Here is a 13,767-nt window from a genome sequence, read left to right on the forward strand (position 1 = left end):
CGGGGCGTGTTCGCCGTCGGCGTCGGGGTTGGTGGAGACCGGGGGGGTTGGGGCCCCCGCCCGCCCGCAGTCGGGCGGGGGCCGCCACCAGACCGGAGGGACCTACCCATGGCACAGCCCGCAGTGGGGCCGGCATCCGCAGAAGGCCCCTGTCCCACCCCACCGGAGACGAGGACGCCACCCGTCCACCCGGTGGACGAGAAGCTTCCCGCCGCGCGGCTGGTTCCCGCCGCGCTCCAGCACATCGCCGCCATGTACGCGGGCGTCGTCACCCCTCCGCTGATCATCGGCCAGGCGGTCGGCCTGGACGCCGCCGGAATGACCCGGCTCATCGCCGCGAGCCTGCTGATCGCGGGCTGCGCCACCATCCTGCAGACCATCGGGGCCGGACGCTTCGCCGGCAACCGGCTCCCGTTCGTCAACGCGGCCTCCTCCGCCGGTATCGCGCCGATGCTGGCGATCGCCGAGACCAGCGCCCCCGGTCACCAACTGCCCGCCATCTACGGCGCGGTGATGGTCGCCGGAGTCTTCTGCCTCGCCGTCGGCCCGTTCTTCGGCCGGCTGCTCCGCTTCTTCCCCCCGCTCGTCACCGGCGTCGTGATCACCCTCATCGGAGTGACCCTGATGCCCGTGCCGGTGAGCTGGGCCCAGGGAGGGAACAAAGAGGCCGCCGACTTCGGCGCCACCAAGTACCTCGCTCTGGCCGCCTTCACGCTCGTCGTGATCCTGCTCTTCCAGCGCTTCGGCAAGGGATTCGTCAAGCAGATCGCCCTGCTGCTGGGCCTGTTCATCGGAACGCTCGCCGCGATCCCCTTCGGCATGGCCGACTTCAGCGCCCTCAGTGAAGCGCCCGTCGCCGCGCTGCCCGGCCCCTTCGCCTTCGGCGCCCCCGAGTTCCAGCCCGCCGCGATCCTCTCGCTGTGCATCGTGATGCTCGTCCTGATGACCGAGTCCAGCGCCGGCATGCTCGCCCTCGGCGAGATCTGCGAGCGCAGGAGCGACGGGAGGACCATCACCCGGGGCCTGCGGACGGACGGCATCGCCACCCTGCTCGGGCCCGTCTTCGGCGGCTTCCCCACTTCGGCCTTCGCCCAGAACGTCGGCGTCGTCTCGCTGACCCGGGTCCGCTCCCGCTACGTCGTGGCGGTCGCCGGTGGAGCCCTGCTCGTCCTCGGTGCCTTCCCCGTCCTCGGCGCGGTCGTCTCCATGGTCCCGATGCCCGTCCTCGGCGGCGCCGGCATCGTCCTCTTCGGCTCGATCGCCGTCTCCGGCATCCGCACGCTGTCCGAAGCGGGCCTCGACGACAGCTCCAACATCATCCTGGTGGCCGTCGCGCTCGGAGCGGGCATCATCCCGCTCGCCGCTCCCACCTTCTACGCCGAATTCCCGGCCTGGGCGCAGACCGTGCTCGGCTCCGGCATCAGCGCCGGCGCGCTCGTCGCCGTCACGCTCAATCTCTTCTTCCACCATCTCGGCACCCGGAGCGGTCACACGGCTCCGGCACTCAAATCCTCCTAGGGTCCTGCCGTGCCCACACCACCCCCGAGGAATGAAGGAAGCACCGCCATGGCAGCACCTTCGGCAGCCCAGCGCATCGTCATCGAGAACTGTGCGATCGCGACCGTGGACGCCAACGACACCGAGTACGCCTCCGGCCACCTCGTCGTCGCCGGCAACAAGATCGAGTCCATCGGCGCCGGCAAGGCGCCGGAGGGCCTGGAGAACGTGGTCCGCCGGATCGACGCCACCGGACACCTGGTGACGCCCGGTCTGATCAACACGCACCACCACTTCTACCAGTGGATCACCCGGGGCCTGGCCACCGACCACAACCTCTTCAACTGGCTGGTCGCGCTCTACCCGACCTGGTCGCGGATCGACGAGTCGATGGTGCGCGTCGCCGCCCAGGGCTCGCTGGCGATGATGGCCCGTGGCGGTGTCACCACCGCGATGGACCACCACTACGTCTTCCCGAAGAACTCCGGCGACCTGTCGGGCGCCATCATCGGTGCCGCCTCCGAGATGGGCGTGCGCTTCACCCTCGCCCGCGGCTCGATGGACATGAGCGAGAAGGACGGCTTCCTGCCGCCGGACTTCGCCGTCGAGACGACCGAGGGCGCGCTGGCCGCGACCGAGGAGACGGTGAAGAAGCACCACGACGCCTCCTTCGACTCGATGACCCAGGTCGCCGTCGCGCCCTGCTCGCCCTTCTCCGTCTCCACCGCGCTGCTCAAGCAGGGCGCCGAGCTGGCGCGCCGCCTCGGGGTGCGGATGCACACGCACGGCTCGGAGACGGTCGAGGAGGAGAAGTTCTGCCACGAGCTCTTCGGCATGGGCCCGACCGACTACTTCGAGTCGACCGGCTTCCTCGGCGAGGACGTGTGGATGGCGCACTGCGTCCACATGAACGACTCCGACATCGCCGCCTTCGCCCGTACGAAGACCGGTGTCGCGCACTGCCCCTCCTCCAACGCGCGTCTGGCCGCCGGCATCGCCCGCGTCCCCGACATGCTCAAGGCGGGCGTGCCGGTCGGCCTCGGCGTGGACGGAACCGCCTCCAACGAGTCGGGCGAACTCCACACCGAGCTGCGCAACGCGCTCCTCATCAACCGCCTCGGCGCCCACCGCGAGGCCGCGCTCAACGCCCGCCAGGCCCTGCGCCTGGGGACGTACGGCGGTGCGCAGGTCCTCGGCCGCGCCGACGCGATCGGTTCGCTGGAGGCCGGCAAGCTCGCCGACTTCGTCCTGTGGAAGATCGACGGCATCGGGCACTCCTCGATCGCCGACCCGGTCACCGCCATCGTCTTCGGCGCTGCCGCCCCGGTGACGGCCTCGTTCGTCAACGGCAGGCAGATCGTCGAGAACAACCGCCTGCTGTTCGCGGACGAAGAGGCGATCGCCCGCGACGCGCGCGCGGAGGCACAGCGCCTGGCCCGCATCGCGGCCCAGGGCTGACCTCCCCATGGAGTCCGACCGAGGGGGACGGCCCTCGGTCGGTCGCCACGGACCCGAGCGGGGCCCGTGGCCGGCTGGACGGGGGGTGTCCGTACGAAAAGAGGTACGGCGCCCCCCGGACGGTCGACGTCGTGTCCACCCTCCCGGGACACCTGAGCGTGGCGCCCCCAGGCCGACGCGAACGCACTTCCTCATGAGCCGCACACCGTGAGGCGCAGCAACCGCACCACTTTGCACCACCTCCCTGACACCCTCGTCACCGCCGACGTGTAACCGACCGGAGGAACCGCCGTGGCCGCCACGCCCAGGGTTCGCAACGATGCACAGGATGAAAGCGCCGCCGACCCCGAAGACCGGAAGCATCCGGTCGACGAGACTCTGCCGCCCCTGAAGATGTTCACCAGCGGTCTGCAGCACGTGGCCGCCATGTACGCGGGAGTGGTGGCCCCGCCGCTGATCGTCGGAGCGGCCGTCGGACTCTCCGGCACCGAGCTGACGTTCCTCACCGGAGCCAGTCTCTTCACCGCCGGACTCGCGACCTTCCTCCAGACGCTCGGCGTGTGGAAGATCGGCGCCCGACTGCCGTTCGTCAACGGCGTCACCTTCGCCGGTGTCGCCCCGATGCTCGCGATCGTCGACACCACCGACGACAAGGCCGACGTGCTGCCGATCATCTTCGGCGCGATCATCGTCGCCGGTGTGCTCGGCTTCATCGCCGCCCCGTACTTCTCCAAGCTGGTCCGCTTCTTCCCGCCGGTGGTCACGGGCACCGTGATCACCCTCATCGGTGTCTCGCTGCTGCCGGTCGCGTTCGGCTGGGCCCAAGGTCCCAACCCGGCGGCAGAGGACTACGGCTCGACCACGTTCCTCACCCTCGCCGGCCTCACCCTCGTGGTGGTCCTGGTGCTGCGGCGCTTCACCCGCGGCTTCCTGAAGCAGATCGCCGTCCTCGTCGGTCTGGTCATCGGCACCCTGATGGCGATTCCCTTCGGTGTCACGGACTTCAGCCCGGTGACGGAGGCGGACATCGTCGGCTTCCCGACACCGTTCCACTTCGGCGCACCGCAGTTCGCCCTCGCCGCGATCATCTCGATGTGCGTGGTCATGCTGGTGTCGATGACCGAGTCGACCGCCGACATGCTGGCGCTCGGAGAGATCGTCGACCGGCCGGCGGACGAGAAGACCATCGCCGCCGGACTGCGTGCCGACACCCTCGGCTCGGCGCTCAGCCCCCTCTTCAACGGCTTCATGTGCAGCGCCTTCGCCCAAAACATCGGTCTGGTCGCGATGACGAAGATCCGCAGCCGTTTCGTGGTCGCCTGCGGTGGCGGCGTCCTGGTCCTGATGGGCCTGTCGCCGGTCATGGCCTCCCTGATCTCGGTCGTTCCGCGGCCGGTGCTCGGCGGGGCGGGGGTCGTCCTCTTCGGCTCGGTCGCGGCGAGCGGTATCCAGACGCTGGTCAAGGCCGGTCTGGAGAAGGACAACAACGTGCTGATCGTGGCGGTCTCGCTGGCCGTCGGCATCATCCCGATCACGGAGCCGGAGTTCTACCACGCCTTCCCGGAGACCGCGAAGATCATCCTTGACTCGGGCATCTCGACCGGCTGTGTGGCGGCGGTCCTGCTGAACCTGGTCTTCAACCACCTGGGCAAGCGCCGGGACGACGACACCGTCACGGCGCCCATGGAGCCGGGTGAGGAGATCTCCGAGACCCGCACGGCCAAGGCGGCGCACGTCCACTGAGCGCGCCCCGTCCGTCCGTGGAGCCGGCTCCCGCGTCCGACGCGGGGGCCGGCCGCGCGCGTGCGGTCGTGCTCGTCAACCCCAACACCTCCCGGGCCACGACGGCGATGATGACCGCGATCGCCCGGCGCACGCTGGGGCCGTCGGTCCCGGTGCGCGGGGTGACCGTGGCGCGCGGCCCGCGCATGCTCACCGACCCGGCGGCGCTCCGGGCCGCCGCGCCCGAGGTCGTCGCCGCCGGCCGCCGCGCCCTGGCCGCCGGCGACTGCGCGGCCCTGCTGGTGGCCGCCTTCGGCGACCCGGGCCTGGACGAGCTCCGGGCCGTGGCCGACGTCCCGGTCATCGGCATCGGCGAGGCGTCCCTCCTGGAGGCGTCCGCCGGCCGGACCCCCTTCGGCATCGCGACGACGACGCCCCTCCTGGCGGACGCCATCGCCCGCCGGGTCGCCCGCCTCGGCCTCACCCCCCTCCTCACCGGCCTCCGCCTGACCGAGGGCGCCCCCGAACACCTGGCGTCCCACCCGGACTCACTCCGCGAGAGCCTGGCCCGCGCCGTGGAGCAGTGCGTGGTACGGGACGGCGCACGGTCCGTCGTCATCGGCGGCGGCCCCCTCGCCGCCGCGGCGGAGTCCCTGCGCCCTCGCTTCACGATTCCCCTGATCGCCCCCGTCCCGGCGGCCTGCCGCGCAGCGGCACGGCTGCGGGCAGGCACCTCCTGAGGACGATGTCGGGCGCCGCCCCGGTCCTTCCCCCGGCTCAGGCCGGGCGCCAGCCCGGGTCGCGGCCGCTGAGGCCGATCACGCGGTCGAGGCGAGGCGCGTCCTCGGGGACCGGGACGACCGGGCCGAAGAAGCCCTCGTCTCCGGAGGAGTCGTCCGAGGGCGTCAACAGCTCCTCGCAGGCCGCCAGTTCCTCGTCGCCCACTTCGTACTCCCGCCCTGTCGCACGGGCCAGGTCCCAGCCGTGGATCACCAGCTCGTCGAGGGCGATCCGGCCCATCACGGAAGCCGGCAGATCGACCCCGCCCGCCCGCGTGTCCCCCTCCCAGGCGCCGGGCTCCCGCCAGGCCGCCGCGAGTTCGTCCAGCGCCTTGGGCAGCGCCGTGCGCCAGTCGTCCTCCAGCACCGGCAGGGCGGAGCCGGGCGGGGTGTTCGTCGTCGGGCCGAAGTCCTTTCGGGCCGCGTCGCGGAAGGCCACGCTCAGCCCGGCAAGGTGGGCGAGCAACTCCCGTACCGCGTAGTCGGGGCACGGTGTCGGGTCCCCGAGCCGTTCGTCCCCGATGTCCGCCGCGAGCCGCGCGACGCGCTCCGCGGCAGCTCCCAGATCGATGTGTGCCGTCTTCTCCATGCAGGGCAGACTGCCCGGCCCGCCGGAACTCATCGCCGGGGCCCGACGGACGCGCGACCGGATTCACCGCTCCGCCTCGATCCGCCGTCGGCACTCCCGCGCCAGCACGGGATACGCCTTCGCGATCGCCTCGTACAGCCGCGTCCGCAGCAGACGTTCGGCCTCCGCCCGTCCCGTCGCGCCGTACAGGCCGTCCAGCAGCGTGTCGTACCGCGACAGCGCGTGCCGCAGATAGCTCACCTGCCACCGCACCAGCGCCCCCGCCACCACCCCGCCCGGGCCGCGGGCCCCGAGCAGATGCCGATGGCGCACCGCCCTGCGCTCCAGTTCCGCCGCCGGAAGGCGCGGCACCTCGATCGGCTCCGCCCGGATCGCCGCCAGCACCGCCCGGCGCCGGCGCTCCGCCCCCGCTCCGGCCGCCGACGACCTCGTCCCCGAGGCGGCCGCGCACTGCCCGAACTCGGGTGTCCGTTCCACCGCTTCCACCCGCGCCAGCAGATAGAGCCGCACCGGCGCGATCGACCACCGCCGTGGGTCGCGGCCCTGCACGTCGGGCTGGCCCAGCAGGTCCCGCACCATCGCGTCGGTCCAGCCGCGCTCACGCAGCCCGACGAGCGTCACATAGGTCGCACGATCCGTCATGATTCCCCCCTCGATTCGGTCACGGAGAGTGACGAATCAAGTGAAGCGCACCCCACTGACAACGACCCCGCACCGCCCTCTTGTCGTGCACCGCCCCCAGGTGCAATAAAGGTCTGGACCATGTCGACGGACGGAGCCACTCCCATGCAACGCCCGCTCGCCACAGCCCTGTTGTGCGTCGCCGTACTCTGCCTCGCCGCCTGTGGCGGCGGCCCGGCGAAGGACACCAGCGCCCCCACCACCCCCAGCGGAGTCACCGCCTCCGCGGGCAGCGCGCACACCGTCCACGTCATGTGGAGCCCGGCCACCGACGACCGCGCCGTCACCGCATACGAGGTCTACCAGCAGGGCCGCAAGGTCAAGGACCTCCCCGCCACCACTCTCATGACCGACGTCCTCGGCCTCACCCCCGCCACCCGGTACGCCTTCACCGTCCGCGCCCGCGACGCGGCCGGAAACCGCTCCCCGCACAGCGCCGCCGTCCCCGCCACCACCCTCGCGGCGACGGCCGAGGACCGCACCGCCCCCTCGCGCCCGACAGCCCTGCGCGCCACCGCCGACGGCAGCCACGCGGCCACCCTGACCTGGGCACCGGCCCGCGACGACACCCGCGTCACCGCCTACGACATCTACCAGGCGGACTCCCGCGTCCACACCGTCTCCGGCACGGCCACCACCGCCCGCCTCACCGGCCTGCGCCCCGGCACGATCTACTCCTTCACCGTCCGTGCCCGCGACGCCGCCGAGAACTCCTCACCGGACAGCACCCCCGCCGACCTGACCACCGCCCCGGCCCCCGGCGCCACACGCAGCACCGCACCCACGGACCTGAAGGCGACGGCCACCAGGGGCGAGATCACCCTGACCTGGACCCCGCCGAAGACCGGCGCCCCAGTCAGGGAGCACCAGCTCCACCTGAACGAGAAGTTCGCCACCACCATCATCTGGGGCGCCGCACCGCCCCCCGGCCGCGCCACCTACACCCTCACCGTCACCGACCCGCCGGGCACCCGCTTCAGCGTCAAACTCCGCGCCAGGCTCCCCGACGGCACCTGGGGTGACTTCTCCGCCCAGCGGACCGTTGTCGTCCCATGACGGCGCCGCCGCGCCGTCGGCGTCCGGCCCCCGCCGGAACTACCCTTGAAGGCGTGGCAGGCACCGTGCTCACCAACACCGGACTCGACGCGTTCCTCGACGGGACCCCGGAGCTCCGCGACCCCCCGTCCGTCCGCGCCGCCGACGCCGTGCTGAGTCTGTTGGCGCTGCGCGGGGCGGATCGCCGGAGCGGCATGCCGGAGCCGACCGTCGGGTTCGTGCGGCATCTGCTCGTGGAGGACGCGCCGGCGTTCGTCTACGCAACGCCCGAGGAGCTGAAGGCGTACCCGGCCGTGTTGGTCGCCCTCACCGAGCGGGTGCGGGAGGCCGGGCGGCTCAACGCGAAACGGCAGGCGCGGATCGTGGCCGCGATCGAGGAGACCGTGCCCGATTTCGAGCGGGCGATGAACGATCCCGGCAACCTCACCTGGCAGCGCTGGTACGCCTCGCTCCTGCGGGCCGACGGCGCCGACCCCGCCGATCCCGGTGCCGTACAGGCCTGGATCGCCGCCCACCAGGGCGTGACGCCGCCGGACGGGCTGCACCGGGCCGACCTGATGAACCGGAGCCTCCTCGCCGACATGGTGCTCGCAGAGCTGCTGAGCGCGGCGTACGTGCGGGACGCCGAGACGCCGTCGCCCGCCGGGCCGTTGCTGTCCGACGGGGACGTGTCGCACGGGGTGAGCCAGGTGGGCGGCCGGCTGGTCGACCGCTGGACCGCGGAAGGGCTCGCGGAAGCCCTCGCCGGCCCGTACGCGCACCTGGCGCCGGGGCCGGACGCCTTCCCGCACCTCACCCTCGCCGACACCCTCCTCGACGAGCACCTCAACTACTACGGCGACGCCTGGGCCCCGCTGCCGCCCCCGCCCGTGGAGGCTCACGACCCCCAACGCTCCGTCGAAGCCGGGGCGGACCGGCTGGCCACGGCCGTCGAGGAGATGAAGGGCGAGAGCGGCGGACTGTACGACGGCGAGGCGGCCCATCTGCTCTACGCGCTCTACCAGCGCGGATCCTGCGCCGAGTCCGTCGCGCGCAGGGCCGCCGAGTTCGAGGACTGGCCCGTGGACCCGCGCCAGGAGGACGCCCCGGTCCTGGTCCCCGCAGAGGCGCCCGACGGGTACGAGGTGCCGTCGGCGGAGGAGCTGTCGCGGCTCTGCGGAACGGCGGTCTCCGTCACCGAGGCCGACCGCGTCCGCCTCGAAGCCCCCGCGCGGGCCATGGCCGAGACCGTCGACCGGCTCGCGGCCACCGGCATGGTCTTCCGTACGGGCGACGCCTTCGGCCTCACCGTCCAGGGCATCGAGGTGGTCCGCTACCTCCTGCGGGTCGGCCATGTCGCCGCCCCCGACGCCGCCGAGGTCGCGGCCTGGGACGCCCCCACCGTGGTCGCGGCCGCCGAGGGCTGGTCCGCCTCCGCCGCCGGGCGCGTGCTGGCCGACTGGCTCCACGCGCGCGGGGACACCGTCGAGGCCTGGTCACAGCTCCTCGCGGCCTTCGGCACCGTGAACGCCGGCACCTGGGAGGCCGCCGACACCCGGGCCCTCTTCGGCTTCCTCGACACCGGCGCCGCGCCCTCCGAGGCCCTGCGGGACGCCCTCGGCGACCCTGTGATGGGCGCCTACGCGTTCGAGGTCCTGCACGCTCGTGGCGAGCCCGCGGACGAGGCCCGCGTCCCGCTGTCCGCCCAGGCCGTCCTGCTCCTGGACCGGCTGCGCCGCGCGGACGGGCGGACCCTCCTGGACGCCGCGGCCGCGGACTGGCCGGGCGGCGCCCCCGCCCTGGTCAAGGAGATGACGGCGGCCGACCCGCACCGGGCCGAGCGGGTCCTGCCCCCTCTGGGCATCGGCGTGCCGGCGCCGAAGAAGGGGCGGGCACGGCGAGGGGCACGCCGCCGCACCCGCTGAACCCACCGCGGGCAGGGGTCAGGACACGGTCGTCAGATACATCCCGGAGGCTCCCGTCCCCGCCGTGTTGCGGCAGCTGTGGTCGCCGCTGGGCCGGGCGTGGATCAACGCGAGACAGCGGCCGAGCGCCAACTGGCCGTAGTAGTTGGGATGCATGTTCTCCTGGAGGGGCCCCTGGGTCTCGTTCTGGTCGATCCAGCGCGCCCACTCACTGCTCGTGGCCGAGGCCGGTACGGTCGAGCTGACCTGCTTGCTCGCCTTCGCGCACACCTCGCGGCCCTGGAGCATGTCGCGCAGATCCATGAACTGGACGCCCTTCGCCGAGGCGACGCCCTTGAGACGGTTCGCGATCTGGGGCACGAGCGAGTCTCGCGCCCAGTCGGAGTCCCGGTTCCAGAACGGGCAGCCGCCCGTGTCGGTGCGGCTCCAGCCGCTCTCCGCGTACCGGTTCTCCGCGGCACGCGGGATGGGCGAGGGGTACGACTGGAGCACGATCCGGTAGTCGGAGGCGGCGTAGCCGGCCGTCGTCATCACCGCCCGGATCTCGTCGACGGACTTGCCGACCTTGGCCATCACCCCGTCGATCTTCGCGTCGACGACTTGCTGCTGATCGTCGTGGCAGTACGAGTACCAGACGATGTAGTCCGTCGCGCACTTCGTGACGATGTCGGCGAAGCCCAGGTCGTTGCCTCCGATCGACAGCACGATCATCTCGACGTCGTGCGAGGCGGCGATGGGGGCGAGCTGGTCGGCCTGCGGAGCCTCGCCCTTGTACGACAGCCCGCCGCTCGCGGCCCTGAAGACGTTCTGGGTCGTGGCGCCGGAGCAGGCCAGATTGATCAGCGCCGACGCGATCCCGGTCGCGCCGCGCACCTCCGCCGAGTCCGACCGGTGGCACCCGTTGGCGGCCGTGGTCCCGTAGACACGGCTGGGATCGTACGTACTTCCCGTCCATGCCCGGTCGGTTCCGTTGCGGCTGCCGCTCGTGGTGAGGCTGTTGCCCTGCCAGCGCCCGGCCTCGCCGGAGATGTAGCTGTCGCCCATGGACACGATGGCGGTGGGCCCGGAACCGGGGCTCGCCGCGGCGGGGGAGGCGGCCCCGGCGGCCGTCAGCGCGGCGGCGGCGAGGGACAGGGCGAGAAGCCCGCGAACGGCGCGGCGGGGGGAAGAGCGCATGGCTGTGTGCTCCTGCGTCGGTGCAGAGGAGTGGGGGACAGCCGCCGGCCGGTGGCATGCGGAATCTGGCACGCCGTGGCTTGTTACCGCTAGGTAGCGGTTGATCTCGGTTGCGTCACATGCCCTGTGAAACGCCCCGGAGCGAAAATCGGCTCCGCCCCCGGTGCTGTGCGTACACCGGGGGCGGAGCCTGTTCGCGGGGACTGTTCGGCCGCTGTGCGGTCAGCCGTCAGTCGTTCAGCTCGGTCGGGTGATCAGCCGGTCAGCCGGTCAACTGGTCGTACGCCGGGAGCGTCAGGAAGTCGGCGTAGTCGGCGTCGAGCGAGACGTGCAGAAGCAGGTCGTGGGCCTGCTGCCACTTGCCGGCCGCGAAGGCCTCCTCGCCGATCTCCTCGCGGATCGCGGCCAGTTCCTCCGCCGCGACCTTGCGGGCCAGCTCGGGAGTGGCCGTCACGGTTTCTCCGGCGTGCTCGAACTCGACCCCCGCGTTGATCCACTGCCAGATCTGCGAGCGCGAGATCTCGGCGGTGGCCGCGTCCTCCATCAGGTTGAAGATGGCGACGGCGCCGAGGCCGCGCAGCCACGCCTCGATGTAGCGGATGCCGACCTGGACGGCGTTGCGCAGACCGTCGTAGGTGGGCCTGGCGTCGAGCGAGTCGATGGCGATCAGGTCACCGGGCGCCACGGAGACGTCCTCGCGGAGGCGGTCCTTCTGGTTCGGCTTGTCGCCGAGGACCGCGTCGAAGGAGGCCATCGCGATCGGGACCAGGTCGGGGTGGGCGACCCAGGAGCCGTCGAAACCGTCGCCTGCCTCGCGGTCCTTGTCCGCCTTGACCTTCTCGAACGCGACCTTGTTGACCTCGGCGTCGCGCCGTGACGGGATGAAGGCCGCCATGCCGCCGATCGCGTGTGCGCCGCGCTTGTGGCAGGTGCGGACGAGGAGTTCGGTGTACGCGCGCATGAACGGGGCCGTCATCGTGACCGCGTTGCGGTCCGGCAGGACGAACTTGGCACCGCCGTCACGGAAGTTCTTCACGATGGAGAAGAGGTAGTCCCAGCGGCCGGCGTTGAGGCCCGCCGCGTGGTCGCGGAGCTCGTAGAGGATCTCCTCCATCTCGTACGCGGCCGTGATCGTCTCGATCAGGACGGTGGCGCGCACGGTGCCCTGCGGGATGCCGACGTAGTCCTGCGCGAAGACGAAGATGTCGTTCCAGAGGCGGGCCTCCAGGTGCGACTCCGTCTTCGGCAGGTAGAAGTACGGGCCCTTGCCGAGCTCGATGAGGCGCTTGGCGTTGTGGAAGAAGTACAGGCCGAAGTCGACCAGCGCGCCGGGGACCGGGCGGCCCTCGAACGTCAGGTGGCGCTCCTCCAGGTGCCAGCCGCGCGGCCGCATGACCACCGTGGCCAGCTCGTCGGCGGGCTTCAGGGCGTACGACTTGCCCGACTTCGGGTCCGTGAAGTCGATGTTCCGGGTGTACGCGTCGATCAGGTTGACCTGCCCCAGGACCACGTTCTCCCAGGTCGGGGCCGAGGCGTCCTCGAAGTCCGCGAGCCACACCTTGGCGCCCGAGTTCAGCGCGTTGATCGTCATCTTGCGGTCGGTCGGACCGGTGATCTCGACACGGCGGTCGTTCAGGGCCGCCGGCGCCGGCGCGACCCTCCAGGACTCGTCGGCGCGGATCGCCGCGGTCTCCGGGAGGAAGTCGAGCGTGGAGGTGCGGGCGATCTCGGCGCGGCGCTCCGCCCGGCGGGCGAGGAGCTCGTCCCGGCGCGGGGTGAACCGCCGGTGCAGCTCCGCCACGAAGGCGAGGGCCGCGTCGGTGAGCACCTCCTCCTGCCTCGGCAGGGGCGCGGCTTCGACGACGGCCAGGGGGGACGGCGCTGGTGCGGACATGAACTGTCACTTCCTTCAGCGGGCTTCACGGGCGGTGCCTTGCGGCCGCCGGGCGTCGCGTATCGGCACGGAGTGCCGCAGGCGCCGAGATACGGCCGCGAGCGCCGTCAGAGGTATCAGGCGCTTCTGAACAGTGGATATTAGTTTCCTCATAGTGGAAGTTCAAGGTGTGTCGATGTCGAGATTCTCCGGATCGACACAACATGGCTCTCAGTGCCACCTCCTTCACTCCAGGTGTGCCAGGTCGGCCTCCGTGTCGATGTCGTACGGTTCGGCCACATCCGAACAGTCGACGAGGGTGATCGCATCCCGGTGCGCCGCCAGATAGTCACGCGCCCCCCGGTCGCCGACCGCTCCCGCCGCGATCCCCGCCCACCGGTCCGCGCCGAAGAGCACGGGATGCCCGCGCCTCCCCCCGTACGACGCCGCCACCAGGGAGCCCCGCGAGCGGTACGCCGACCGGACCCGGGCCACCGCCTCGGCCCCGATCCCCGGCTGGTCCACCAGGGAGACCAGTGCGGCGTCCACCGGCGGCGCCGCGGCGGCCAGCGAGCCGAGGCCCACCCGTAGCGACGACCCCATGCCCTCCGCCCACTCCGGGTTGTCCACGAGGACGCACCCCGGCAGCTCGGCCCGCTTCCGTACGGCATCGGCCGAGGCGCCGAGGACCACATGGATCACCTCGCAACCCCCCTCACGCAGCACGCGCACCGCGTGCTCGACCAGGGGGCGGCCGCGGTGGGACAGCAGGGCCTTGGGGCGGCCCCCCAGGCGCCGCCCGCCGCCCGCGGCGAGCAGCAGACCGGCCACCACCGGTGCGGAGAGAGGGGAGGGCTGCGTCGTATGCGTCATGAGGACTGCATACCTCATGCCGACGAGGAAACACGGACGACCGAATTACGTCCACGGAGTGGCGCGCCGGGCGCGCGATGGCGTTAACTTGCCCGCGACCCCCGGCGCCTGACCACCGTTCGACGGGTCGGTTCGGAGTGTGGGGTTCGGCGCACAGTG

11 protein-coding genes are annotated in these 13,767 nt (G+C 72.0%); 6 read left to right on the forward strand and 5 right to left on the reverse strand.

The genetic code is table 11. From position 1 onward, the window contains the following. Positions 1-108 precede the first annotated feature (108 nt). From ABZY12_RS12850 to ABZY12_RS12865, 4 genes are all read left to right on the forward strand, one after another. Entirely contained in the window at positions 109-1,518 is a 1,410-nt protein-coding gene (locus tag ABZY12_RS12850) for a nucleobase:cation symporter-2 family protein (RefSeq protein WP_356889347.1), read from the forward strand. A gap of 48 nt (positions 1,519-1,566) precedes the next feature. Beyond that, positions 1,567-2,955 (forward strand): 8-oxoguanine deaminase, encoded by a 1,389-nt coding sequence (locus ABZY12_RS12855; protein ID WP_356889349.1) that lies wholly within the window; start codon positions 1,567-1,569, stop codon positions 2,953-2,955. A gap of 393 nt (positions 2,956-3,348) precedes the next feature. Beyond that, positions 3,349-4,698, forward strand: a complete 1,350-nt coding sequence (locus ABZY12_RS12860; protein ID WP_356889621.1) for a nucleobase:cation symporter-2 family protein — start codon at positions 3,349-3,351, stop codon at positions 4,696-4,698. Between the two features lie 17 nt (positions 4,699-4,715). Beyond that, positions 4,716-5,417: an aspartate/glutamate racemase family protein gene (locus tag ABZY12_RS12865; protein ID WP_356889351.1), complete on the forward strand. Its 702-nt coding sequence runs from the start codon at positions 4,716-4,718 to the stop codon at positions 5,415-5,417. A gap of 37 nt (positions 5,418-5,454) precedes the next feature. On the opposite strand, the gene ABZY12_RS12870 is transcribed toward ABZY12_RS12865, so the two are convergent. Both ABZY12_RS12870 and ABZY12_RS12875 read right to left on the reverse strand, forming a co-directional pair. Further along, positions 5,455-6,045, reverse strand: coding sequence for a TIGR03086 family metal-binding protein (locus tag ABZY12_RS12870; protein ID WP_356889353.1), 591 nt, complete (start codon positions 6,043-6,045; stop codon positions 5,455-5,457). Positions 6,046-6,108: 63 nt separating this feature from the next. After that, positions 6,109-6,687 carry a hypothetical protein gene (locus ABZY12_RS12875; protein ID WP_356889355.1) on the reverse strand — a complete coding sequence of 193 codons (579 nt, stop codon included), beginning with the start codon at positions 6,685-6,687 and terminating at the stop codon, positions 6,109-6,111. Positions 6,688-6,831: 144 nt separating this feature from the next. Between ABZY12_RS12875 and ABZY12_RS12880 the strand changes: the two genes are divergently transcribed. Further along, positions 6,832-7,782, forward strand: a complete 951-nt coding sequence (locus tag ABZY12_RS12880; protein ID WP_356889357.1) for a fibronectin type III domain-containing protein — start codon at positions 6,832-6,834, stop codon at positions 7,780-7,782. A 53-nt stretch (positions 7,783-7,835) separates the two neighbouring features. After that, positions 7,836-9,686 carry a hypothetical protein gene (locus ABZY12_RS12885; protein ID WP_356889359.1) on the forward strand — a complete coding sequence of 617 codons (1,851 nt, stop codon included), beginning with the start codon at positions 7,836-7,838 and terminating at the stop codon, positions 9,684-9,686. Between the two features lie 18 nt (positions 9,687-9,704). Here ABZY12_RS12885 and ABZY12_RS12890 read toward each other — a convergent pair whose 3' ends face one another. From ABZY12_RS12890 to ABZY12_RS12900, 3 genes are all read right to left on the reverse strand, one after another. Next, complete coding sequence (locus ABZY12_RS12890) at positions 9,705-10,862, reverse strand: GDSL-type esterase/lipase family protein (protein ID WP_356889361.1); 1,158 nt, start codon at positions 10,860-10,862, stop codon at positions 9,705-9,707. A gap of 262 nt (positions 10,863-11,124) precedes the next feature. Beyond that, a complete protein-coding gene (aceB, locus tag ABZY12_RS12895; RefSeq protein WP_356889363.1) occupies positions 11,125-12,756 on the reverse strand; it encodes a malate synthase A in 1,632 nt (543 codons plus the stop codon). Positions 12,757-12,981: 225 nt separating this feature from the next. After that, positions 12,982-13,608, reverse strand: coding sequence for a nucleotidyltransferase family protein (locus ABZY12_RS12900; protein ID WP_356889365.1), 627 nt, complete (start codon positions 13,606-13,608; stop codon positions 12,982-12,984). Positions 13,609-13,767 lie beyond the last annotated feature (159 nt).

This window comes from Streptomyces sp. NPDC006551 (assembly GCF_040611675.1).
GTDB lineage: Bacteria > Actinomycetota > Actinomycetes > Streptomycetales > Streptomycetaceae > Streptomyces.

Bases quoted from the DNA above. Each gene is read 5' to 3' on its own strand.
- ABZY12_RS12850 (WP_356889347.1), top strand. From the start codon at position 109: ATGGCACAGCCCGCAGTGGGGCCGGCATCCGCAGAAGGCCCCTGTCCC.
- ABZY12_RS12855 (WP_356889349.1), top strand. From the start codon at position 1,567: ATGGCAGCACCTTCGGCAGCCCAGCGCATCGTCATCGAGAACTGTGCG.
- ABZY12_RS12860 (WP_356889621.1), top strand. From the start codon at position 3,349: ATGTTCACCAGCGGTCTGCAGCACGTGGCCGCCATGTACGCGGGAGTG.
- ABZY12_RS12870 (WP_356889353.1), bottom strand. From the start codon at position 6,045: ATGGAGAAGACGGCACACATCGATCTGGGAGCTGCCGCGGAGCGCGTC.
- ABZY12_RS12875 (WP_356889355.1), bottom strand. From the start codon at position 6,687: ATGACGGATCGTGCGACCTATGTGACGCTCGTCGGGCTGCGTGAGCGC.
- ABZY12_RS12880 (WP_356889357.1), top strand. From the start codon at position 6,832: ATGCAACGCCCGCTCGCCACAGCCCTGTTGTGCGTCGCCGTACTCTGC.
- ABZY12_RS12890 (WP_356889361.1), bottom strand. From the start codon at position 10,862: ATGCGCTCTTCCCCCCGCCGCGCCGTTCGCGGGCTTCTCGCCCTGTCC.
- aceB (WP_356889363.1), bottom strand. From the start codon at position 12,756: ATGTCCGCACCAGCGCCGTCCCCCCTGGCCGTCGTCGAAGCCGCGCCC.
- ABZY12_RS12900 (WP_356889365.1), bottom strand. From the start codon at position 13,608: ATGACGCATACGACGCAGCCCTCCCCTCTCTCCGCACCGGTGGTGGCC.